Source organism: Cyclobacterium sp. SYSU L10401, from assembly GCF_010993705.1.
GTDB lineage: Bacteria > Bacteroidota > Bacteroidia > Cytophagales > Cyclobacteriaceae > Cyclobacterium.
On the sequence record NZ_WOFO01000004.1, the window covers coordinates 315936 to 340943 of the forward strand.

General features: G+C 46.5%; 19 protein-coding genes and 1 tRNA gene. 15 read left to right on the forward strand and 5 right to left on the reverse strand.

Annotated features, from left to right (window positions below; genetic code table 11):
* The first annotated feature begins 316 nt into the window (after positions 1-316).
* Positions 317-3283: a DUF2723 domain-containing protein gene (locus tag GL182_RS11950; protein WP_163379913.1), complete on the forward strand. Its 2967-nt coding sequence runs from the start codon at positions 317-319 to the stop codon at positions 3281-3283.
* A gap of 139 nt (positions 3284-3422) precedes the next feature.
* Here the strand turns inward: GL182_RS11950 and GL182_RS11955 are convergent, their stop codons facing one another.
* Positions 3423-4202 carry a class I SAM-dependent methyltransferase gene (locus GL182_RS11955; protein WP_163379914.1) on the reverse strand — a complete coding sequence of 260 codons (780 nt, stop codon included), beginning with the start codon at positions 4200-4202 and terminating at the stop codon, positions 3423-3425.
* Positions 4203-4277: 75 nt separating this feature from the next.
* Between GL182_RS11955 and GL182_RS11960 the strand changes: the two genes are divergently transcribed.
* The 3 genes from GL182_RS11960 to GL182_RS11970 are packed head-to-tail and all read left to right on the forward strand — an operon-like array spanning position 4278 to position 7625.
* Positions 4278-5501, forward strand: coding sequence for a GWxTD domain-containing protein (locus GL182_RS11960; protein ID WP_240469800.1), 1224 nt, complete (start codon positions 4278-4280; stop codon positions 5499-5501).
* Positions 5474-6256 (forward strand): 23S rRNA (guanosine(2251)-2'-O)-methyltransferase RlmB, encoded by a 783-nt coding sequence (gene rlmB, locus GL182_RS11965; RefSeq protein ID WP_163379916.1) that lies wholly within the window; start codon positions 5474-5476, stop codon positions 6254-6256. Before GL182_RS11960 ends, rlmB begins: the two co-directional genes overlap by 28 nt.
* Before the next feature lie 19 nt (positions 6257-6275).
* Positions 6276-7625, forward strand: a complete 1350-nt coding sequence (locus GL182_RS11970; protein ID WP_163379917.1) for a DNA recombination protein RmuC — start codon at positions 6276-6278, stop codon at positions 7623-7625.
* Here GL182_RS11970 and GL182_RS11975 read toward each other — a convergent pair.
* Entirely contained in the window at positions 7622-8266 is a 645-nt protein-coding gene (locus GL182_RS11975; protein WP_163379918.1) for a SprT family zinc-dependent metalloprotease, read from the reverse strand. The two genes, GL182_RS11970 and GL182_RS11975, sit on opposite strands and share 4 nt — an antisense overlap.
* Before the next feature lie 302 nt (positions 8267-8568).
* On the opposite strand from GL182_RS11975, the gene GL182_RS11980 reads away from it, so the two are divergent.
* The 4 genes from GL182_RS11980 (at position 8569) to GL182_RS11995 (ending at position 14784) form a co-directional block, all read left to right on the forward strand.
* Positions 8569-10350, forward strand: coding sequence for an FAD-dependent oxidoreductase (locus GL182_RS11980; RefSeq protein ID WP_163379919.1), 1782 nt, complete (start codon positions 8569-8571; stop codon positions 10348-10350).
* On the forward strand, positions 10347-12212 hold the full coding sequence (locus GL182_RS11985; RefSeq protein ID WP_163379920.1) for a 2-oxoacid:acceptor oxidoreductase subunit alpha: 1866 nt from the start codon (positions 10347-10349) through the stop codon (positions 12210-12212). Before GL182_RS11980 ends, GL182_RS11985 begins: the two co-directional genes overlap by 4 nt.
* On the forward strand, positions 12187-13239 hold the full coding sequence (locus GL182_RS11990) for a 2-oxoacid:ferredoxin oxidoreductase subunit beta (RefSeq protein ID WP_163379921.1): 1053 nt from the start codon (positions 12187-12189) through the stop codon (positions 13237-13239). The genes GL182_RS11985 and GL182_RS11990 overlap by 26 nt, the downstream gene beginning before the upstream one ends.
* 111 nt (positions 13240-13350) lie before the next feature.
* Entirely contained in the window at positions 13351-14784 is a 1434-nt protein-coding gene (locus tag GL182_RS11995) for an NADP-dependent isocitrate dehydrogenase (protein WP_163379922.1), read from the forward strand.
* A 58-nt stretch (positions 14785-14842) separates the two neighbouring features.
* Here the strand turns inward: GL182_RS11995 and dinB are convergent, their stop codons facing one another.
* Positions 14843-16060, reverse strand: coding sequence for a DNA polymerase IV (dinB, locus tag GL182_RS12000; RefSeq protein WP_163379923.1), 1218 nt, complete (start codon positions 16058-16060; stop codon positions 14843-14845).
* 89 nt (positions 16061-16149) lie between these two features.
* On the opposite strand from dinB, the gene GL182_RS12005 reads away from it, so the two are divergent.
* The 7 genes from GL182_RS12005 to GL182_RS12035 all read left to right on the forward strand — a co-directional run bounded on the left by GL182_RS12005 (position 16150) and on the right by GL182_RS12035 (position 22852).
* A complete protein-coding gene (locus GL182_RS12005) occupies positions 16150-16845 on the forward strand; it encodes an XRE family transcriptional regulator (protein WP_163379924.1) in 696 nt (231 codons plus the stop codon).
* A 268-nt stretch (positions 16846-17113) separates the two neighbouring features.
* Positions 17114-17599: a methylated-DNA--[protein]-cysteine S-methyltransferase gene (locus tag GL182_RS12010; protein WP_163379925.1), complete on the forward strand. Its 486-nt coding sequence runs from the start codon at positions 17114-17116 to the stop codon at positions 17597-17599.
* A 53-nt stretch (positions 17600-17652) separates the two neighbouring features.
* Positions 17653-18114: a GNAT family N-acetyltransferase gene (locus GL182_RS12015; protein WP_163379926.1), complete on the forward strand. Its 462-nt coding sequence runs from the start codon at positions 17653-17655 to the stop codon at positions 18112-18114.
* A gap of 371 nt (positions 18115-18485) precedes the next feature.
* Positions 18486-18567, forward strand: a tRNA-Leu gene (locus GL182_RS12020).
* Positions 18568-18642: 75 nt separating this feature from the next.
* Positions 18643-19545, forward strand: a complete 903-nt coding sequence (locus tag GL182_RS12025) for an aldose 1-epimerase family protein (RefSeq protein WP_240469801.1) — start codon at positions 18643-18645, stop codon at positions 19543-19545.
* A gap of 79 nt (positions 19546-19624) precedes the next feature.
* A complete protein-coding gene (locus tag GL182_RS12030; RefSeq protein WP_163379927.1) occupies positions 19625-21550 on the forward strand; it encodes an ABC-F family ATP-binding cassette domain-containing protein in 1926 nt (641 codons plus the stop codon).
* Between the two features lie 24 nt (positions 21551-21574).
* Positions 21575-22852, forward strand: a complete 1278-nt coding sequence (locus GL182_RS12035) for a DUF5103 domain-containing protein (protein WP_163379928.1) — start codon at positions 21575-21577, stop codon at positions 22850-22852.
* A 48-nt stretch (positions 22853-22900) separates the two neighbouring features.
* Here the strand turns inward: GL182_RS12035 and cas6 are convergent, their stop codons facing one another.
* Both cas6 and ychF read right to left on the reverse strand, forming a co-directional pair.
* A complete protein-coding gene (gene cas6 / locus GL182_RS12040; protein ID WP_163379929.1) occupies positions 22901-23800 on the reverse strand; it encodes a CRISPR-associated endoribonuclease Cas6 in 900 nt (299 codons plus the stop codon).
* A 110-nt stretch (positions 23801-23910) separates the two neighbouring features.
* Positions 23911-25008 carry a redox-regulated ATPase YchF gene (ychF, locus tag GL182_RS12045; RefSeq protein ID WP_163379930.1) on the reverse strand — a complete coding sequence of 366 codons (1098 nt, stop codon included), beginning with the start codon at positions 25006-25008 and terminating at the stop codon, positions 23911-23913.

Here is a 25008-nt window from a genome sequence, read left to right on the forward strand (position 1 = left end):
ATTGTATTTAAAATACATAAAAAATATTTTAAAACCCCCCAATTTATATCCCAACAGAATAAGCAGGAATCAGGTAATCTCTTCGATTTTGAACCGTTGAATGCTATTTTATTTTAATTAACCTGCTTAAAACACCCGTTTCAAAAAATTATATTTTGTTTAAATATTAATTAAAAAAAATATAATTAATTTTCAACAGCTGAAAAAAGCATGGAATAGGGCATCAAAGCCAGGTAATGGTTATTTAAAAAAAGTTAATTCAACCATAATTCCTGATAATTTTTTTAATTTCGCTTTTCAAAAATAATCCGATCTCATGCCAAAATATGCCAGGTTGAACAATATAACAGGTTGGACCGCCTTTTTGATTGCGTTCATCACCTATCTACTCACCATAGAAGAGACCGCCAGTTTCTGGGACCCTGGGGAATTCATTGCTGTTGCTTACAAATTGCAGGTGCCACATCCTCCCGGAGCTCCTTTCTTTCTTTTGATTTACCGGATGTTCAGCTTTTTTTCCTTTGGGGATAGCCTGGCCATCGCCTATTGGATGAATGTGGGTAGTGCTTTATTTTCAGCTTTTACCATTTTATTTCTTTTCTGGACCATTACCCTTTTAGGTAGAAAATTGCTTTCAATTGGGGACGGTGAACCGACGAAGGAGCAGACCTATAAACTCATGGGTGCCGGACTGGTCGGAGCTTTAGCCTATACTTTCTCTGATAGTTTTTGGTTTTCTGCAGTAGAAGCCGAGGTATATGCCATGTCCTCATTTTTTACAGCCATTGTCATCTGGGCATTCCTCAAGTGGGATGTCATAAAGGATCCCCGGGCAGAAAATCAATACATGATTTTCATTGCCTATCTGGTTGGCTTATCCATAGGGGTTCACCTGCTAAACCTGGTTACACTTCCTGCCCTGGCATTGGTCGTATATTTTAAGAAGTACAAAAACCATACCCTGAAAGGTGGAATCATTGCCTTTGCTTTGGGAGGAATTGCATTGGTAATCATCAATAATATCATCATCCCCGGCCTTCCAAGCATCGCCGGATCAATGGAAATATTTTTTGTCAACAGCCTGGGCCTTCCTTTCGGGGCAGGTATTGTTTTTTTCTCCATTGTTTTTCTGGGGGCTCTGGTCTATGCCCTGGTGTATGCTTACAAACAAAAGAAAGTAATCCTGAATACCGTATTGTTATGCCTTACCTTCATTCTTATCGGTTATGGCTCCTATGCGCTAATTGTTATCCGGGCCAATGCGGAACCCGTCATCAATGAAAATGATCCCAAAGATATCATCAGCTTTGTCAGTTACCTTAAAAGAGAACAATATGGATACCGGCCATTGCTACATGGTCAATATTTCACTGCAGAAGTAATCGACCAGGTAGAAGGTGCTCCCGTATATGCCAAGGGAGAGGAAAAATACGAAATTGTCGACTACCAATTGGAAAACACTTACGACCCGGAAAAAACCACCATACTACCCAGGATTTATTCTACCCAGCCCAGGCACAAACAAATCTACCAATCCAAACTTGGCCTGAGAGATGGAGAAGATCCTACTTTTTTTGATAATATTTATTTCATGCTGGATCATCAGCTGGGGCACATGTATTGGAGGTATTTTATGTGGAACTTCAGCGGCCGGGAAAGTGACTTTAGTGATGCACCGTTTTTAAGCATATGGACAAGTATCAGCACCGACTTTCCGGAATACATAAAAAATAACAAGGGACATAACAATTACCTGATGCTGCCCCTGCTTCTGGGCCTGATCGGAATGTTTTTTCAAGCCAAACACGATCCGAAATCATTCTGGCTGACCCTGATGCTATTTCTGATGATGGGAGTAGTATTGGTGTTATACCTGAACTCTCCTCCGGTAGAACCCAGGGAAAGGGATTATATATATGTAGGATCATTTTATGCCTTTGCCATCTGGATTGGCTTCAGCGTGCTGGCCATCAGCAGGCAGCTGAGCCGGATGAAGAAAGACCTGGTGCTGGCGGGCTTGTATGCTACTTTAATCACCCTGCCCGTGCCCCTGCTAATGGCTAGCGAAAACTGGAATGATCATGACCGGTCAGATCGCTTCTTTTCTGTGGATTCTGCCCGGAATTTCCTGGCATCCTGTGCACCCAATGCCATATTATTTACCGGAGGCGATAATGACACTTTTCCACTCTGGTATGTACAGGAAGTAGAAGGTTTCAGAACTGATGTCCGGGTGGTTGTACTGAGTTATTTCGATACGGATTGGTATGTCAAGCAGATGACCCGGCCGGTCAATGAATCTGCTGCCCTGGACTTCACCCTTCAGTACGACAACTTTAAAAAGGGTACCAATGACGTTTTGTATATTACAGACAGGCTGGAAAGCTTATCCCTGCCCGATTATCTCAAGCTGCTTAAAAATAACAGTGAATTACTCAAACTTTCGTCCAGCAGGTCAGGTAACATCAACACCGTCCCCTCAAGAAACCTTTCCCTATCCATTGAACAGGAAAAAATAGAGGATCTGAACATCGTTCCTGAGCAGTTCAGAGATTTAAGGGTTCCGGGAATCAATATCCGACTGAAGGGAAATTATGTAACCAAAGGCAATTTGATGCTTCTGGATCTGATCGCTACCAATAACTGGGAAAGGCCGATTTATTTCAATAATACTTCATTGGCCTCCGTAGGTTTTGACATCAGCGAAAATGTAGTAATGGAAGGCCTTACCTACCGGCTATTACCTGTTCAAAAACCGGATAACCAGGAAGAGTTGATCAATACAGATCTGGCCTATACCAATGTCATGGAAAAATTTGCCTTTAGGGGGATGAATAACCCTTCCAATTATTTTGATGATGAGTTCAGAAGGTTTACCTCTAATCACCGAAGCGTATTGAATAGCATTACCATCGCCCTATTGGACGAAGCGGATTTGGAAAGAGCCGAGGACATCATGCGCCTGAGCCTGGAGAAATTCCCTCATGAGGCCATCCCCTATGACCTGGCCAGCGGACAGGCTGTTCCCCTGTTATTTGAATTGGGTATGGAAGATGAGGCCATGCACATCATCAATGAAATGTCCTCCCGATCAGTTGAAATGCTGGATTTCTACGAGGAAACCGGGCGCGCCATGGACAGGGAGGCCTCCATTTCCATGGAAATGCTTCGGTATTTTATTCCGCTTTTAAAGGAACAGGGTTTTGAAGAAAAAGCGAATCAGCTTCAGCAGGAGTTTGAAAGGCTGTTTGGCTCCATGGGCCAGCAGATGCAAAGACGATAAGGAATAAATGTAAATGGCAGAAGCTGGTCAGCCAAAAGTAAAATCACAAAAAAAAATAAGCAAAGGAGAAGTCGATTGACTTCTCCTTTGCTTATTAAAATGCCTGAATGGGACAATAGAGCCGGAATCAATACCCTGTTTATTCTTTTTTATGCAGGACATAAAACAAATCCAGGGCTTCTTCGGGATCATCCATTAACAGGTAATCTGTGTGCATAATTTCTTCCACCGATTTACCCTGCTTTTGATGCAATTTGTTGCGGTTAAACCGGTTGAGAATTTCATAGGGAATTTTCAAAAGTCCTGCCGGAAGGCGGTACTGCAGGTTGAGAAAATCCCATCTGGTTATTTTCTCTACCGAAATTCTATTGGCTTCATGGTATTTCCATACCTTCTCATTTCCACCTATTCCTTTTGCTTCTACCTTATCAAACACCTTTAGGCACAAATCCCTAAGCTGAGCCGGCGTATATTCCCGGATATGCCAGGGATTCCTGGAAAGGGAAAACCGGATATTCGGCGTTGAAATCAGGGCACAACCACCTGGTTTCAGTACCCTATAGATCTCCTGCAGGTACAGCAAATCATCCTGAATATGTTCGATTACCTGAAAACTGACCACCCAATCAAACGTATCGTTTTTCAGGCCCGGCATGGGTGGCAAAAGGGCCTGCTCAAAAACAAAACCCGGGTGTTGCTTCCGAAGGGTCTCCAGTATCTCGCCGATTTTATCCAGGCCATGGTAATGATTGAGCAGGGGGCCCAAAACTTCCACTCCCCTTCCCTCACCACAGCCAATTTCCAACAAATCACCAGAAACATAATCCCTGGCGACAATGTAGGCTTTCAAAAGCCGTTGATGTATGGGGTTGTCACTGATCAACTTATCGGAAGTAATTTCCGTTGTATAGGTAGCCATTTAAAATTTTATTATTTTCAACAAAATTAAGGTTAATTTTTAAAACCAACTATGGAAACAATAAAGTCGTTGCACATGAAAAAAATAATTGGGTGTCTGGCCGTTTTATGCTTTTTATCGCTTTCGGTCCATGCACAAAACAACCTGCAAAGTATCAACCAAAACCTGAGGTACTCCAGGTACTCCCGGATTTCGCTTAAAGTGATCCCCATAAAAACCGCAGAAAGAACTTTTACCCTGCAAATGGTTGCAGAAAAAATTGAAGAAGACCCTGATTTCGACAATTACCTATTTAGCTATACCATTGTCAATGGTTTTCAGCAAACCATCGCTGATGAGCAGGTGATCGCGCTGGACAGGGACTTGCTGAAAGCCGACACCGACAGGCATTTCTACTTTGAGGAAACGGTGGAAATACCCGCAGATCAGGAGGAAGCTTATGTGATATTCAGGGCCCTCGATACCCGGCAGGAAGACGAATACGTCTACCATGCTGACCTGATCAGCCCCTATGTGCCGGATCAACCGGGTTTTGGTGCCTATTTTGGAAATGACATACCCTTTGACCAGAATTTTTTGAATGTGGAAGAATCCCTCTTATTTAAAAGTGAGCAGGGAGTAAACCTGTACCGTTACTATTATCCGCGGGAATTCCCCCTGCCCTTACCTCCGATGGAGACCAACACACCGGAAATACCCAGGGAAACAGAAGTGGTGGATGACGGAAGTTTTCTGGTCAATGTACCTGTTCCATTTGAAAAATCCGGTTACTATTACATACAGGCTGATACCAGTTCATCTTCGGGGCTGATGATTAAAACTGCCAGCCAGACCTTTCCCAGGGTGGCAACCTGGGAAGAAATGATCCAAATGGTCACTTATATATCCACCCGCAAGGAACATGAAACGCTGCTGGCGGCAGAAAATAAAAAAACAGCCCTGGACGAATACTGGATCCGAATGACCCGGGACGAAGAAACGGCCAAGGAATTGATCAAGGAATATTTCCGGCAAGTGGAATTTGCCAACATACTCTTTACAGATTTTAAGGAAGGCTGGGCCACCGACCGGGGCATGATCTTTATCATTATGGGTCCTCCGCAGGAAGTTTACTTTGATAGGGACAAAGAAACCTGGGTATACCAGTCGCAGGATTCAAATTCAAAAATTACCTTTACCTTTGCCCGCATAAAAAATATTTTAACCCCCAATTATTACACCTTGAACCGATCCAGAGCCTACCAGCCGATTTGGTTCAAAAACATTACAGCATGGAGAAACGGAAGGATGGTTTTCTGATCGACAGAAATGACAACCAAAAAGATTACCTCTTTGGCATCAGGCCCATTATGGAGGCTTTTAATGCGGACCAGCAGATAGATAAAATTTTGGTCAACAAGGAATTGAAAGGTGACTTGTTAAAGGAATTACTGGGTACTGCCAGGGAAAAAAAAATACCTGTCACCAAGGTACCAGAAAGCAAGCTGAACCGCATCACAAGGAAAAATCACCAGGGAGTCGTGGCCTATATTTCATCGATTGCCTATGCGTCTCTGGACAATGTGGTAGATGGCTGCTACACCAGCGGCGTAGCGCCCCTCATCCTGATGCTGGACCGGGTGACTGATGTCAGGAACTTCGGGGCCATTGCCAGAACTGCTGAGGTGGCGGGTGTTCATGCCATTGTCATCCCCGAAAAAAGCAGTGCCCAAATCAATTCCGATGCCGTCAAAACTTCAGCAGGGGCTTTGAATTTTATACCAGTTAGCCGGGAAAGAAATCTGTATTATGCCTTGAAAGACCTGAAGAAATCAGGCCTCAACGTGGTGGGGGTTACCGAAAAAACAGACCGGGCAATGTACGAGGCAGACCTAACGCTGCCCACCGTCCTGGTAGTGGGTTCAGAGGAGGACGGAATATCTGAAGAGCTCATGGAGCTGTGTGATGAATTTGTAAAAATACCTGTCATGGGAAAAATAGAAAGTCTGAATGTATCGGTAGCTACCGGCATCGTCATCTATGAAGCTGTCCGGCAGAGAAATAAACCTGCCTGAATAACAACAAATACTGCTTATGGGAATAGAATCGGTAGCCTTGATCATCATGGGAATTGCCCTGGCAGCAATGGCCTTCACCAGCTATCAGAGCTTTAAAAAAAGCTCTGCCCTGCAGGAACATGTCAGGGACTTGACCATGGAAAGAGACAGCCTGAAAGAAACCCGGCAACTGCTCCGCGATAACCTGAACCGGCAACTCAACCAAAACGATAGCCAAACAGCCGTCATCACAAGATTGGAAAGGGAAAAGTACCAATTGGGACTGGACAAAAACAAATTGGAGTCCCAGCTGCACTATCTCGGCGAAAAGCTGGCTTTTCAGGAGCAGGAACTCGAAAAGATGGGGAAAAAATTTCATCAGGAATTTGAACTCCTGGCCAATAAAATCATGGAGGAGAAATCTGTGAAATTCTCCTTACAGAACCAGGAAAACATCGAAAGGATTCTGAGCCCGCTGGGAAAAGACCTGGAGGCATTTAAAAAACAGGTACAGGAAACCTATTCCATGGAATCCAAAGAGCGTTTTTCCCTGGAGCGAAAAGTAAAGGAGCTGGCCGAACTCAACCAGCAGATCAGCCAGGAAGCCAGAAACCTCACCAATGCCCTGAAGGGCAATGCCAAAATCAGGGGCAACTGGGGTGAAGCCATCCTGGAGACCATCCTGCAAAATTCAGGCCTGGAAAGAGACAGGCATTACAGCGTACAGGGATTTTTAAAAGACGATGCAGGCCATCCCTTACTGGGGCTGGATGGAAAAAAAATGCAGCCTGATGTGATCGTTCATTATCCGGACAACAAGAAGGTCATCATAGATGCTAAAGTATCCCTACTGGCGTACGAGAAATACAGCAGTGCCACTGCAGAACCCGAACAAAAAAGTGCGCTGGAAATGCACGTGAAGGCCGTTAAGACCCACATTGACCAATTATCGGGCAAACAATATGAGGCCTACGCCAGGGCCCTGGACTTTGTCATCATGTTTGTGCCCCTGGAAGCAGCCTATATCGTGGCCCTGCAGGCTGATTCCCAACTTTGGGAATATGCCTATAAAAAGCGGGTATTGCTGATCAGCAGTAGCAACCTGATTGCTGCACTGAAAATGATCAAAGACCTGTGGATACGGGACGATCAATCCAAAAATGCGCTGGAAATTGCAGATAGAGGCGGTCGCATGTACGATAAGTTTGCCTCCTTTTTAGGGAATCTGGAAGACATAGGCAAACACCTTGAAAAATCTCAGGACAGCTACCATTCGGCCTTAAAACAGCTGAAAACGGGAAAAGGCAACCTGGTCTCACAGGCTGAAAAATTGAAAAACCTGGGTATCAACGCCCGGCAGCAAATCGCCGATTCCGGAAAAAACTAAAAAGGAAATTCCCCCTCACCGGCTTTTTCTACCACCTCCGCATGCCTGGAAATCAGGTATCTTCTGCCTGTGGCCAATTCCCGGCACAATACCCTGGACCTTTTGGTCTCCAGCTTTTCAAAAATCCTGGCCCTCAAACCAAATTGAGCTCCCGGCTTCAGGTCGCCCAATAACACCCCAGTGTATGCAGCAGGATGCCTATCATACTTCTTCAGCTCCTTCATTAAAAAAAAGTCGGCCCCGGTACTTGCTTTGGGATTACTCATGTACAGGCGAAGCGGGATCAATACATCCATGGGGAAAATATTTTTATGTAGCAAAGGAGCCATCAAAAAACGAAAAGACTGCTTCCATTCCGGCCCATGAGGTTTGATTCCATCCCCCTGGTATTTACTAAATACGCGGTGATGGGCTACTTCATGCACAAAAGTGATCAAAAACTGGTAGGGATTCAAATCATGATTGATGGTGATCTTTTGGATTTTTTGTCCCTTCCTATATCGGAAATCACCCAATTTGGAGATCCTGGACCTGGTGATCTCAAAGTGAAAGGGCTCTTCTTCCCAGAGGGCGAAGCAATAGGGAATGGCCTTTTCCGGCACCCGGCTATCCAATATTTTATTCCAGTCTGCTTTGGTCATTAGCTAAGAATTAACCGGTCAAAAATAGCAGTTTAAAATGAATCGATAAAACCCCATCCCTGAAAAAGTGGGTTGGCTATGATTGAAACTGATGAGGCCTGAACTACCAATCTGTAAATAAATTCGGTCTGAAAAAAAGAATCAATACGCCCGTCACTGGTTCAAAGTGGATTAGAACTGCCAAATAAAACGATAAATAAAAATTATTTAGACAATCGTTTGCATAGCTGACTTTATTTTATAAAATTATTCGGCAATAACAAGTATAGTCCAAATCTGAAGGACCCAAAACCCAAAATGCCATGAAACCTACCGATACCCGTGACCCGGAGTATTACCACAAAGTGGTGGACTGCCAATATGCCTGTCCTGCCCACACCCCTGTGCCGGAATACATCCGCAAAATCGCAGCAGAAAAATACACTGAAGCCTACATGATCAATTGGGAATCCAATGTATTCCCTGGGATTCTTGGCCGAACCTGCGACAGGCCCTGTGAACCTGCCTGCCGCAGGGGTCGGGTGGAAGAAGAACCCGTGGCCATTTGCCGGTTAAAGCGGGTAGCTGCAGATAACAAGGGAGACGTACAGTCCCTGATGCCTCAGGCACCCTTCCCGTCAAATGGCAAAAAGATTGCCCTGATCGGAGGAGGCCCCGCCTCTCTCAGCGTTGCCCGGGATCTGGCCCCCTTGGGTTATGAAATCCACCTCTTCGATGAGCAGATCGCCGGCGGAGGCATGATGCGCAGCCAAATCCCTGCTTTTCGCCTGCCCGAAGAAGTATTGAATGAAGAAGTGGGGTACATACTGAACCTGGGCATTCATACCCAGTTCATGACTTATGTGGAAAGCCTGAAAGAAGTGCTGGAGAAAGATTATGATGCGGTATTTGTAGGTACTGGTGCCCCCAGGGGACGTGACCTGCCCAAATTACCCGGCAGGAAAGAGGGAGATGAGCACATCCACATCGGGATAGAGTGGCTGGCAGGAGTGGCCTTTGAGCATATCGACAAAATAGGTAAAAAGGTGATCGTCCTGGGAGGAGGAAACACTGCCATGGATTGTTGCCGGACTTCCAGAAGGCTGGGCGGCGAAAGTGTCAAGGTGGTGGTCAGAAGTCCATTCAAAGACATGAAAGCTTCCCCCTGGGAAAAAGAAGATGCCATGCATGAGGACATTGAAATATTTGATAACCATGTGCCGCTGAGCTTTGAAGTTGAGAACGGAAAACTCATCGGAATGAAATTTCAACGGGTAAAAGCAGTATATGACGATAGCGGCAAACGAAAATTGATTCCTACCGGAGAACCTGACGTGTTCATTGAGGCAGACGAGGTTTTGATCGCCATTGGTCAGGAAAACAGCTTCCCCTGGATAGAAAGGGATTTAGGGCTCAAATTTAATGAATGGGACATGCCTGAAGTGGATAAGGTCACTTTTCAGTCCACCCATCCCAAGGTGTTTTTCGGAGGGGATGCTGCCTTCGGCCCGGAAAATGTAATCACTGCCGTAGCCCATGGACACCAGGCTGCGGTATCCATGCATTTGTTTTGTCAGGGAAAAGACATCAGCCAAAGACCTGCTCCCTATACCAAACTTTTTAGCACCAAAATGGGCATCCACGAATGGAGTTATGACAGTCCGGTGACCATTGATCAACGCTACCTGGTACCCCAGGCAGAAAAATCCATCACCTTGCTGGACCGGAGAAAAGAAGTAGAGCTGGGATTTGATTTGCCCACGGGTTACAAAGAAGCCCAACGCTGTTTGAATTGTGATGTACAGACGGAATTTACTGCTGACCGTTGCATAGAATGCGATGCCTGCATGGACATATGCCCCACCTCTTGTATTACATTCACCGCAAATGAGGAAGATGAGGACCAATTAAGGCAAAACTTGTTGGTACCAGCAACGGATAAATCACAGGACATCCTGGTTTCGGAAACCTTGAAAACCGGCCGGGTGATGGTCAAAGATGAGGATGTCTGTCTTCACTGCGGACTCTGTGCGGAACGCTGCCCCACCTCCGCCTGGGACATGCAGCAATTTTTCTATAGCGTAACCAAAGCAGAAAACATATGAGCATGCAGCAAGCCATTTCCAGGCCCAGAGCCCGGATAAACAATTTTGTCGCCCGCTTTGCCAATGTGAATGGTACCGGTTCGGCCAGTGCCAATTTTCTTTTTGCCAAAGCCATCTTCAGGATGGGCATACCGGTGACACCCAAAAACATCTTCCCCTCCAATATACAGGGATTACCCACCTGGTACGAGGTGAGGGTAAGTGAAAAAGGGTATCTGGGTCGCAGGGAAGGCATTGACCTGCTGGTGGCTGTCAATGCCCAGAGCATGAAGCAGGATATTGAAAGTGTACGGACAGGCGGCTATCTGGTCTACGACAGCACCAAAAAGCTGGCTCCCGACCTGATACGGGAAGACATCCATTACCTGGGCATCCCCATGATGGAACTGGCCAACGAAAATTTCAGTAATCCCCGACAGCGGCAGCTGTTCAAAAACATCATTTATGTAGGTGCCCTGTCCGTGCTGCTGCAGATCGAGTTTGAGGTGTTGGAAACCCTGCTCAGGGAACAATTTGCAGGAAAAGAAAAACTCATTGCCCCCAATATCACTGCCCTGAAACTGGGCATGAATTATGTCCGGGATCATTTTGACTACCCCCTGGATTTTTACCTGGAAAGAAGGGACCTGGTCAGGGATAAAATTATGGTAGATGGCAACACAGCCTGCGGTCTGGGTGCTGTCTATGGAGGAGCAACGGTAATGGCCTGGTATCCCATCACGCCTTCTACCTCTGTGGCGGAAGCGTTTGAAAAATTTGCTTCCCAATACCGGCTGGACCCAGATACCGGGAAACACCTTTATGCCGTGGTACAGGCAGAAGATGAGCTGGCCGCCATGGGTATGGTCATCGGAGCGAATTGGAACGGGGCCAGAGCGCTTACTGCTACCAGTGGACCCGGGGTTTCCCTGATGAACGAATTCATAGGCCTGGCCTACTTTGCGGAAGTTCCGGCCGTATTGATAGATGTACAGCGGGCAGGACCCAGCACAGGCATGCCTACCCGTACCCAGCAATCCGACATCACACTGGCGGCCTATGCCTCTCATGGGGATACCCGGCACCCTTTGCTGTTTCCCGCTTCTCCGGAAGAATGTTTCCGGATGACAGCAGCTTGTTTTGACCTGGCTGACCGACTGCAAACACCGGTAATCCTGATGACTGATCTGGATCTGGGCATGAACGATCACATGAGTGCCCCCTTCCAATGGGACGAAAGCCGAAAATATGACCGGGGCAAAGTCCTGAATAAGGAAGAATTGGACGCCATGGGCCGGTATGGCCGGTACCTGGACAATGAGGGAGATGGTATCCCCTACCGGACCTACCCCGGTACCCACCCATCCAAAGGTGCCTTTACTACCAGGGGAACTTCCAGGGATGAATATGCAGTCTATACAGAAGACAGCGCAGCCTACCAACGCAATATGGACCGGCTGCAGACCAAATGGGAAACCGCTAAAAAAATCGTACCCACAGCCCAGTTTTACCAGGAAAGCAATCAAAGCGAAATAGGCATGCTCTTTTTTGGTACCTCCACCTATTCATCAGAGGAGGCAAAAGAAATCCTGGAAGAAAAAGAAGTCCAATTGGATGCCATCCGCATCAAAGCATTTCCATTCGGAACTGAAACAGAAGCCTTTATCCGCTCCCACAAGCTGGTATTCATCATCGAACAAAACCGGGATGGTCAGCTCCGAAGCCTGATCATCAATGAAATGCAAATGAACCCAAAGAAATTGGTATCCGTGCTGAATTACGATGGCATGCCCATTACTGCCGATCACATTGCCTTGCAGATTTCCGATTATTTGAAGCAAAAAAACGCCGTGCCCCATGACTTATCTGAAACCCTTATTTAGACACCCAAAACTGCCCAAAAACAAAATTGGGTATACCCTTAAAGAATACGAGGGCACCATTTCCACCCTTTGTGCAGGCTGTGGTCACGACAGCATCAGTGCCACCATCGTGCAGGCCTGCTTTGAGTTGTCCATAGAACCCCACCTGGTGGCCAAAATATCGGGCATCGGCTGCTCTTCCAAAACGCCGGCCTATTTTCTGGGTAATTCTCACGGATTTAATTCGGTACATGGACGCATGCCATCGGTAGCCACCGGTGCTAACCTGGCCAATAAAGACATGGTGTATTTTGGGGTTTCCGGAGATGGGGATACCGCCTCCATCGGCATGGGACAGTTTGTCCATGTCATCCGCAGAAACCTGAACATGGTATATATCGTCATGAACAACGGCTGTTATGGCCTCACCAAAGGACAAGACTCGGCCACAGCTGATGTGGGATCGGCCAGCAAATCGGGACACATCAATCCCTTTCAGCCGGTAGACCTGGCCAGCCTGGCCGTGGAACTTGGGGCGACCTTTGTTGCGCAGAGCTTTAGTGGAGACAAGCAGCAATTGGTACCCCTGATCAAGGCAGCCATCCAACACAAGGGACTGGCATTTATCAATGTGATGTCTCCCTGCGTGACGTTTAACAACAATCCGGGCTCCACCAAATCCTACGATTATGTCCGGGAACACATGCATGCTACGGGTACGCTGGATTTTGTTCCTGAAAGGGAGGCCATCAATGCATCCTATGCAGCAGGAACGGATACAGCTGTTACTTTACACGATGGCACCACCATGCGATTGCACAAACTGGCTCCGGAGTGGGATCCCGAAGACCGGCTTTCTGCCGTCAATGCACTGCAGCAGGCGCGGGCAAAAAACGAAATATTGACCGGCCTGCTGTACATCAATACTGTGTTTGGTGACCTGCATGATATCCTGAACACTACAGACAGGGCCTTCAATACGCTAGCAGAGAAAGCCCTCTGTCCGGGGGAAGAGCAACTGCAGACCATCAACGCAGGCTTTCGATAAATCATCACGACCGTATTTTCATAAATTTTATTAATGCTTAGTATTATAAATATAAATAAAAATTTATGTTAATGTGTTTTTACTTTTGTGCCGGAACAAAAACAAAGACACATGCAGAAAATCACGGTAGCAATGGGCGACGGCATCGGCCCGGAAATCATGGAGGCCACTTTACAGGTACTTCAGGCATCAGGAGCAAAAATCCAATGGGATCCCATAGAGATCGGAGAGCAGGTTTACCTCTCCGGCAATAGCAGTGGCATTAACAAAAATGCCTGGGAAAGCATCCGCCGCAACAAGGTATTTTTAAAAGCTCCCATTACCACTCCACAAGGAGGAGGCTACAAAAGCCTCAACGTGACATTGAGGAAAAGTATGGGCCTTTTTGCCAATGTAAGGCCTTGTAAAAGTTTTTATCCTTATGTTCCTACCAGGCATCCGGAGATGGATCTGGTAGTGATCAGGGAAAATGAAGAAGACCTCTATGCAGGAATTGAGCACCAACAAACCGATGAAGTGGTACAATGCCTGAAACTGATCAGCCGACCCGGTTGTGAGCGCATTGTCCGATATGCCTTTGAATATGCCCGGCTCTACCAAAGAAAAAAAGTGAGTTGCTTCACGAAAGACAATATCATGAAACTGACCGATGGGCTTTTCCACCAGGTATTCCGGGAAATAGCTGCCGAATACCCGGACATTGAAGCAGACAACTGGATCATAGACATCGGAGCGGCCCGGTTGGCGGATAGTCCGGAAATGTTTGATGTGCTGGTCATGCCCAATCTTTACGGGGATGTGGTTTCAGACATTACTGCCCAGCTATCAGGATCTGTAGGACTGGCGGGATCGGCCAATATCGGTGAAAAATGCGCCATGTTTGAAGCCATCCATGGATCTGCTCCCCCTCTGGCAGGCAAGGATCTGGCCAACCCCTCCGGCCTTTTGCGGGCAGCCATCATGATGCTCAACCACATCGGCCAGCCGGAAACGGCAGAAACCATCAAAAATGCCTGGTCCTGTACCCTGGAAGAAGGCATACACACCGAGGATATCTTTCGACCCGGGCTGAGCAAGGAGAAAGTCGGTACCAGGGATTTTGCCCGTGCAGTAATTGAAAGGCTGGGGAAACTACCCAAAGAACTCAAGCCTGTCTCTTATGCCAAAGAAGTACAAATCCGCATTCCTGCCTACCAGCGAAAAGCCGCAGGCAAAAAACAGCTCCAGGGGGTAGATCTTTTTATTGACTGGAAAGGCAGCGATCCTGATATACTCGCTGCAAAAATCCGGGAATTGCATCCCGGATTTCAGCTGAAGATGATCACCAACCGGGGAGTAAAAGTATGGCCGGAAGGCTTTGAAGAGACCTTTTGCACAGACCACTGGAGGTGCCGCTTCGAATTGGTAGAAAACCAGACCGGTGCCAATCAATTGATTGCCGAACTGTTGATTCAGGCCATCCAAAATGATGTAGATGTGATCAAAACCGAAAACCTCTACACCTTCGATGGGCAGCGGGCCTACTCCCTGGGTCAGGGGCAATAGCCAGATACCCACCGCCAGTCAACCCGGGCGGCGGTGGGTATGATTTACCAATAATTGTTCAGCTTTCCTTCCCATTAAAGGGATTGAAACGCCTGCGTCCCACCTGCATGCCCACTGCCCGGCAAACGGTTTTGTTACCATACTTCCCGTTGATCCGGTCCATGGCCTGGTACAGCGATATGCGTTCCTCTGTATCCTCAAATAAATTGATCTGGTAATGGCCATGTACCAATCCACTGAAACGCACTCCAATCAATCGGATCAGCATGCGACGCTGGTACAACCGCTGAAAAAGGGCCTTTACTACCGGTAGCAACATGTGATCTGCAGCCGTAAAAGGTACCCGTTGCTGTACGGTATGGGTGTCAAAATCGGAATAGCGAATCTTCACTGCTACCGTGGAAGCGAGTTTTTGCTGCTGCCGCAACTTGCCTGCCAGCTGCTCGGTCATGGCTGTCAGGGTGGCCTGCAGCAAGCCTGTATCAATGGTGTCCGTCTCAAAAGTATTTTCCGAGGAAATGGATTTGGCTTCCGTATATGGAATGATCGGCGAACGGTCAATCCCATTGGCCTTGTCCCAGATCAGCAGCCCATTTTTTCCAAAGGCCGACTCCAGTAGTTCTGCCGGCATGCCCTGCAACGTATGGATGCGCTTCACCCCCATATTGAACAGGGTATGGGCTGTTTGCTTACCAATCATGGGGATTTTCCGCACCGACAGTGGTGCCAGAAAAGGCCGTTCCTCTCCATGAGGCACCTGTTTTTCATTGTTGGGTTTGGCCTCACCGGTAGCTACTTTGGACACGGTCTTGTTTTCCGAAAGCCCCAGGGAGATGGGAAGCCCGCTCTGCTGCATGATCTTCTGCCGCAGCTCCCGAGCCATTTTAAAGCAGCCGAAAAACTGGTCCATCCCTGTATAGTCTACATAAAACTCATCTATGGATGACTTTTCGAACAGCGGCACATTCGCTCGGATAATCTCGGTGATTTCATGGGATTTCTGGCTGTAGCGGGAAAAATCTCCGCGAACCAACAGTGCTTCCGGACAAAGCTGCCGGGCTGTCCGCATGGGCATGGCCGAGTGTATTCCAAATTGCCTGGCCTCATAGCTGCAGGAAGCCACCACTCCCCGGTCCCCTGAGCCTCCAATCAGAATGGGCTTGCCATTAAGCCTGCGGTCATGCAGCCGTTCCACAGATACAAAAAAACTGTCCAGGTCCAGGTGCACAATATTCCGCTTATTTCCCCTATCCTCCTCCCCTTTCCTTACGAGCATTGAAATGTTAATATTATTGACAATTTTTTGTTTATAATTTAAACATAATGTTTTATATTTACTCATCCATAGCTTTAAAAAATTTATCTATGTACCTGCATGCGAATATCAAACTGCTGCGCAAAAGAAAAGGGTTGACCCAATCCATTATGGCCGAAGGCTTGGACATCAGTCGCTCCAAACTGGCCGGATATGAGTTGAACGTCAGTCCTCCACTGGATACACTGGTAAAAATCTGTGAATACCTGGAAGTATCTGTTGACCTGATGCTGAAGGAAAACCTGGCAAAATACCCGGATCACAAGCTGCGGGAAATTCTCGAGACCAGTCGCTACCTAAAGGGACGCGACCTGCGTATCCTGGCCACCACAGTAGATGCATCGGGAAGGGAACTGATAGAGGTGGTTTCCCAGAAGGCCCGGGCCAGCTATCTGGCTGGGTTCTCAGATCCGGATTTCATTGGAGACCTGCCCAGATTTCACCTTCCCTTTCTACCAGAGGACAAAAAACACCGGGTTTTTCAGGTAGATGGAGATTCCATGGAGCCCATTCCAGACGGAGCCTGGATCATCTGCGAATACATGGACGACTGGACCCGAATCAGGGATGGAGAGAAATACGTCATCGTCACAGCACAGGATGGCGTCACTTTCAAACTGGCCTACAACCAATTAAATGAAAAAAGGAAACTGCTGCTCTGCTCCAGCAATCCCCTCTACAAACCTTTCGAAGTAGCGGCAGATACCGTTCGGGAAGTATGGAAATACCGCATGATGCTGGTATAATGTGCAAATAGTTGGTAGAAACTGAAATTAAACCTACCTTTACACCATCGATAGCCCATCGATAGTACAATTACCGGCAACATTTTCTGCCGAAACCTGTTAAAATGTTTACCCTTTTACCGGCGCCATTCTGATCATGAGCCGGTAGTCGCATGTATTTTTATTTTAAAAGGGGTAAACAAAGAATATCTCATTGGAATAGCGGCAGTGGCTCACTGCACATCAGTTTAGGTCAAACCTTGTTTTTGGTTTTAAAGTTGAAGAGGATATGAAAGAAACAGTGGTAATGGCGTCCCCCTTAGGAAATATCCGGCTCATCGCCGAAGATGGTTTTCTTTTATCCTGTCGGTTTACGGATGATAAGGCATCGGAGAATGCCGACAAACCCTTCTTTCTGGACATCATGGCCCAGTTGAAAGCATACTTTAAAGGTGAACTGAAAATATTTGATATCCCTGTAGGCATTGGGGGAACAGAATTCCAGAAACTGGTTTGGATGGAAGTAAACAAAGTCCCCTTCGGCCATACGGTCTCCTACCATGATATCGCCAGGGAACTGGCCAAACCCACTGCTGTCCGGGCAGTAGGGGCAGCCATTGGCGCCAACCCCCTGCTGGTCGTCATTCCCTGTCACCGGATCATCGCCAGCACGGGAGAATTGACAGGATATGCAGGAGGACTGTGGAGAAAGCTCAAATTACTGCAGCTGGAAGCCAAAGACAAGCCGGGCAATCAATTTGACCTTGGTTTTTAAATTCATTTCCGGAAAACATTTTATTTTACTCCTCCGCTTCCTTATTTTTGGTTATGGAAAAGGTAAGCATCCACCCTTTCAGCGAAAGCCTGGCCCCCTATTTTCTATCCATCAACCGGGAATGGATAGAAAAATACTTTGCCATGGAGCCTTTTGACAAAGCCCAGCTGCAAAACCCTCAGGAAACCCTTATCAACCAGGGCGGGGAAGTGCTCTTTGCCGAATGGAAGGGAGAAATCGTGGGTACTGTAGGCCTGAAAAACGGGGGCAACCGGCAATATGAGCTGATCAAAATGGGGGTGCTTCCCAAAGCACGGGGGCAAAAGATCGGATGGATGCTGGGAAAGGCTGCCCTGGACTGGTCTAAGAAGCAGGGTGCAGAGAAAGTCCTGCTTTACAGCAACTCTATCCTTGTCCCGGCCATTGCCCTGTACCGAAGCCTGGGTTTCAGGGAAATCCCCATGGAGCCGGGTACCTACCAGCGTTGCGATATAAAAATGGAGTATTTGTTGTAGGTGGCTACCCTATCACCGGCTTATTTATCTTTTTTCCCTCCATTCTCAAATAGCTGTTGGCGGTACGCTAATGGCAAGCAGAAGCAGAACACTGTCCCAGCCACCTACCTGAACTACCTCTTCTTCGATGAGGGGATGAACGATAAGTATGGAGCAGCCTAATGAGAATAAAATGTAGGAGGTGATTTTAACCAAATTCGCTTTATACAAGCGAGTCGCAAAATCCAGAGGACCTTCTTTGTCAGGTAGTTTATAGAAGCAGATCTGCTGAAATGGGTAACGCAGAAAAATCATCAGGCGGGCTTTGTTAATTTCTCTCCGCTTTTGTTTGCACTGATGCCATTATATATCTACTTTTGCCTCTCCAAACTGCGCACGTGGTGAAACTGGTAGACACGCCATCTTGAGGGGGTGGTGCCTTCGGGTGTGGAAGTTCGAATCTTCTCGTGCGCACATGACCTTTCCTTTTTTCAGGAAAGGTTTTTTTTTGAACAGTTTTTTTACAAAATTACTTCCATTTCACTTCACATGCCATCCATGACAGAAACAGCCATTTATACCTTAAAAAACGGGAACCTTGAAGCCCGGATATCCAGTCTGGGTGCCGAGTGTATTAGCCTGAAATACAAAGGACTGGAACACCTCTGGCAAGCAGATCCGGCGGTATGGGGCAGGCATGCGCCGGTACTCTTCCCCATTGTGGGCAGGTTAAAAGACGATCGCTTCCGGTATGACCATCAAAGCTATACCCTGAAACAACATGGCTTTGCCCGGGACCGCAACTTCCACTTGCTGGAACAATCCGAACACAGTCTTTCTTTGATGCTGAAAGCAGATACGGAGAGCCTGAACCTTTTCCCATTTGATTTTGAATTGACTATCGGCTATACCCTTACAGACAAAGGTCTGCAGGTGAACTACCGGGTGAGCAACCCCTCTGCGGAGAAGGAGCTGTTGTTCAGTATAGGTGCCCATCCGGGATTCCGATGTCCCCTACTCCCCGAAAAAGAAGACTTTGAGGATTATGAGTTGGATTTTGGTCTTGAAAAACTGTACTCCCTACCCATTTATTTTCTGGAAAACGGCTTGATTGCCGCAGACCGGAAATCACTTCCCCTGGATCAGGGAAAGCTGCAGTTACAGCAGGACCTGTTCAGGAATGATGCCTTGATCTTTGATGTCGATCCGCTTACTTCCATTCGTATCCGCAGCCAAAAGACAGGTAAAGGCTATGCCATGCAATTTTCCGATTTCCGCTGGTTGGGACTTTGGACCAAGGGGGAAAATGCCGGTTTTATTTGTATAGAGCCCTGGAATGGTATTGCTGATACCGTAGGGCATGATGGTGAACTCAAAAATAAATTAGGAATCATCCCCCTTTCTCCCGGGGAGCTACATGAGGCGGCTTTCCAGGTGGAACTCCTGGGGTAAAAGCAGCTAATTACAGCTGCGTCATAAAATCGTTTTTCCTTTCCTGCTAAAAACCACTTTGTTTTCTTAATTTTGCGGCATGTTATCCATCAATAATCTCTCTTATTACATTGGGGGGAGACCCCTTTATGAAAATGCTTCCCTACACATCAAGCCCAGGGACAAAATTGGTTTGGTAGGTATAAACGGTTCTGGTAAATCCACCTTGCTAAAAATCATCTATGGGGACATTCAACCCAGCGGCGGTGAAATCCAAAAGGCGAAAGATTGCAGCATTGGCTTTCTAAACCAGGACCTGCTTTCTTATCAATCTGAGGATAGCATCCTGGACGTGGCATTGGAAGCGTTTAAAGAGACCCTGGCCCTACAGGAGGAGATTGATGCGGTGCTCAAACAAATGGAAACGGACTATTCCGAACAAGTCATCGAAAAGCTGGCTCATTTACAGGAAAGATTTGAAGCCCATGAAGGCTATACGATCAAAGCCAAAGCCGAAGAAGTGCTGGAAGGGATTGGGTTTCAAACGGCAGACCTGAACCGGCCCTTGAAAACTTTTTCAGGTGGCTGGAGAATGCGGGTCATGCTGGCCAAGCTGCTATTGGAAAAACCCTCCCTGCTGATGCTTGATGAGCCTACCAACCACCTGGATTTACCCTCTATTCAATGGGTCGAAAATTACCTGAAATCATACGAGGGAGCCGTTGTTGTGGTATCTCACGACCAGACGTTTTTGAACAATTGTAGTGAAACTACGGTGGAAGTTTCTCAGGGGAACCTGACCAGCTATGCTGGAAACTACGCATTTTACAAAAAAGAGAAGGTAGCCCGGGAAGAAATTCAACAGAATGCCTATGAAAACCAGCAGCAGATGATCAAGCAAACAGAACGCTTTATCGAACGCTTCCGTGCCAAGGCCACCAAATCCAATCAGGTACAATCCCGGGTCAAGGCGCTGGACAGAATGGACAGGGTTTCTGAAGTGGTAAGGGATGAGGTATCTGTAAATTTCAAATTCAAATTTTCGCAAAAATCAGGCAGAGATGTGGTGGTGCTGGACGGCGTCTCTAAATCTTTTGGTGACCTGAAAATCCTGGACAATGCCCACGCCCGCATCGAAAGGGGAGATAAAATCGCCCTGATCGGTGCCAATGGAAAAGGAAAATCTACTGTGCTCAGAATCATCGATGGCTCTGAGCCCATTCAGGGCCACAGGGAAGATGGCTACAATGTGATCAAATCCTTCTTTGCACAACACCAGCTGGAAGCCCTGGGTATCAACAATGAAATCCTTCAGGAATTGGCGCAGGAAGGCAGCAAAAAAACGGAAACTGAACTCCGGAATGTACTGGGCTGCTTTCTTTTTACCAATGAAGATGTTTTCAAAAAGATAAAAGTACTTTCGGGTGGTGAAAAATCCAGGGTTGCCCTGGCCAAAACGCTGATCTCTGAAGCCAACTTCCTGCTTTTGGATGAGCCTACCAACCACCTGGACATTCAATCCGTGAACATCCTTACCCAGGCGCTACAGCAGTATGAAGGCACCTTTGTCACCGTGTCCCATGACAGGTTATTTATACAGGGAGTAGCCAACAAAATTTGGTACATCGAAGACCATCAAATCAAGGAATACCCTGGCACATATGATGAGTATGTTTACTGGCGTTCCCAGCAACCACAAAAACAAGATACGGTACCAGCCGCTTCTCCTAAGAAAGAAACCCCTCCTCCAGTAGCAAAAGCTGCTGACAACGGAAAAGATCCTGCCAGAAAAACGGTTATCCGAGAAAAGGAAAAAGCCTTGGAAAAACTGGAGGAAGAAATTACCAGGCTGGAAAAGAAAAAACTGGCCCTGGAAAATCAAATGGCTGATCCTTCCGTTTATGGAGATGAAACCCAAATGCAGGAGCTCAATGCTTCCTATTCCCTGGTCCGGCAGGACGAAGTAAAACTCAATAAGGAATGGGAGGCATTGGCGGAACAGATTGAAAGCCTGCAGGGATCCTGAACGCCAATCATTTATTCTTCTGACATGAAAACTTTTCTTCTTTGCTTGATTCCCTTTATCTGCCTGCTTTTGTCGTCTTCCAGTATTCAGGCGCAGGAAGTGTATGAAAATCGGGTTTTTGAGGACAATATCCAGACAGTGCAGTTATTTCCCGCTTCGGATGATTTCGCGGCACAGATGACCTCTCCGGTTATTGCCTTGAAAAGTCCCGTGCCTTTGGTCCTTCAATTTGACGATATTGCCTATGAATCGGACAGGTATTCGGCCAAAATCATTCATTGCAATGCAGACTGGACCCGCTCCGGCCTGCGGGATGCCGATTATCTGGAGCAATACAACGAATACAATGTGGATACCTATGATTACAGCATCAACACCAGGGTGCCGTATATCCACTATACTTTTCAAATACCCCGGGTCAACCGCAGTGGAAATTACATCATCAAGGTTTACCGGGGCCGGGATGAGTCCAAACCCCTGTTGACCAGGAGGTTTATGGTATATGACAACCAGGTAGCCCTGGGAGCTTCCGTGGTACCACCCAGCAAAAATGAAGACCGTAGGACTGCCCAGCAAATCAACGTAAACGTTAATTACAGTAACCGGGAACTTATGGATCCCCTAAACAATACCCTTTTGGTGATCCGACAAAACCAACGGTGGGACAATGCGATTGTGGGATTGAAATACAACAACATGCGGGAAGACCTGAAGCAGTTGCAATACCAACTGTTTGATGGCAGCAATACTTTTGAAGCAGGCAACGAATTTCGGTTTGTAGACCTGCGATATGTACGAACCAGAGGTAGAAACATTGCTTCCATCAGTATGGAAGAAGATGCGGTATTTGCTGAGGCAGGCGTGGATCAAAGCAGAAGGGGTCAGGGCTACCTGGAATACCTGGACATTAATGGTCAGTTTGGCATTTTTAATGTGGAAAGGCAAAATCATGAACTGGAAAGCGAGTATGTCTTACTCACTTTTAATCTGGAAACGGAAGAGCTTCCCTCGGCCCCGTTTGTTTTGGGTGCCTTGAGTAACTGGGGCAAAAATCCAAATGCCAAGATGGTCTACGACCAGCCATCGGGAAAGTATCAGGCGACTCTTTTCTTAAAACAGGGTTGGTATGATTTCCAGTATGGGCTCCGCAGTGATACCGACTGGGACATGGAGCCTTTTGAAGGCAACCATTTTCAGACCGAAAACGAGTATGAGGTTTTTTTCTATTACCGTGACATGGGCTCACGGTATGACGAATTGATCGGTTACACCATACTCAATCCGAATAAGCGGAGGTTTTAAAAATAAATTGAAATAAAAAAACCCGGAATGTATCCGGGTTTTTTTATTTCAATCATTTTCTTCTTCTGTTTCGGTACTACCGTTTCCCTCATCCGCCCTTTCGTCATTTTTTCTGGGCTCATGAGATTGTGACCGATAGGGGACAAAACCTTCTCTTTTAAATTTATAAGGCTCGGTACGTTGGCTGGGCATATTATTGGCCAGATCAAGCATGCCGAAGCCTTTGTGGGTAAAGGCCCCCAAACCGCATTTGAAGACAAAATCCTGTACTTCTCCAGCGGCATACAAGGTAAAAGGAAGGGTGTATCCCCTTACTTCATATTTCACATCCATATCATAGACAGAATAAATTCTTGCAAATTTTTTCTGTTGCTCCCGCAATTTATTGACATAATTCATGTCAGGAACTACCTGGAACTTGTAAAAAGATTCCATCTGTTCCTGATCGTACCAACCAGATTTCTCCATCCTGGTCAGGGTGGATTCATACAATAAATCTGAAAATTCGTCTGTATCCGGATTGATAAACCTTTTTCCGGACTCGTCATCAAAAGTGGGTGTCAGCAAGACAAGTGGAGAAATACAAACAAACTTATTGGAGGTTTCAAGTGGTGGTTCAATCTCCTTTTCTGTGTACTCTGGAGACAAAATCAAATTTCCCAACTCAATTTTGGGGGTTTTAAACACTTGCTCCAACAGGTAATCGATAAACGCTTCATCCGGAGCGGATACGACAAGGGTAACTAAGCTGGAATAATAGTGCAACCCACTCCTACTAACCTTGGTTTGACCTTTCAAACCAGAGAAGTTAAAGTAATTGTAGTTAAAAAACTCTTCTTGTCCACCTTTAACAATCAAGCCTTTGAGAAATTGGGCCAAGATGTACTGGTGGTGAAAAGGCAAGTAAGCACCTTTGTTCTTTAAGGAAAATATTAATCTAATTCTCACGACGTTAAAAATGAAAAGTTAAACAATTATTAAATACATCAATCTAACAGAATAAACTAATTTATGGGTAAATAAGTTGCAACAAACTTAACAATAATATTTGAATTTGTTTATACATTAAACCGAAAATGCATGATATCTCCGTCACAAACTACATATTCTTTACCTTCAACTGCAATTTTCCCGTTTTCACGGCAAGTTGCCTCTGTTTTGAACTGCTGATAATCCTTCAATTTGATCACCTCTGCCTTGATAAAACCCTTTTCAAAATCCGTATGAATCACTCCTGCAGCTGCCGGGGCTTTCCAACCTTTTTTGATGGTCCAGGCCCTGACTTCCTGAACGCCGGCCGTAAAGTAGGTGATTAAATTCAATAACCTATACGCAGCGGCAATCAATCGGTTCAAACCGCTTTCCTTCAAGCCGTATTCTCCCAAAAACATTTCTTTCTCCTCCTCATCATCAAACTCCGCAATTTGCGCTTCCAATGCTGCACACAACAAGATCACCTCCGCATTTTCATTTGCCACCTCCTTCTGGAGTTGCTCCACATGAGCATTTCCGGTTTGGATGCTTCCCTCGTCTACATTGGCCACATAAAGTACAGGCTTGATCGTCAACAGGTGGATATCCCTGATGGCTTCCAGGTCGTCCTCATCGGCATCTACCGCCCTGGCATTCTGTCCGGCTTTCAAAGCATCCTTGAATTTATGCAGGCTTTCCATGGCCTTTTTTGCTTTAACATCTCCACTTTTAGCCACTTTTTCCAGCCGGAGGATTTTCTTATCCACAGATTCCAGATCTTTTAGCTGCAATTCCGTGTCGATAACCTCCTTATCGAATACCGGATCCACTGAACCTGCCACGTGAACAACGTTGGGATCCTCAAAACACCTGATCACATGGATGATGGCATCCACTTCTCTGATATTTGCCAGAAACTTATTGCCCAGACCCTCTCCCTTGCTGGCCCCTTTTACCAGGCCTGCTATGTCCACGAATTCAATGACCGTAGGAATAACCTTCTGTGGATTTACCAGGCCTTCTAAAATCTGCAATCTTCCGTCGGGAACGGTCACTACCCCGACATTGGGTTCTATGGTACAAAAAGGGAAATTTGCTGCTTCAGCTTTTGCACTCGATATCGCATTGAATAATGTTGATTTCCCCACGTTGGGCAAACCAACAATTCCACATTTTAGTCCCAT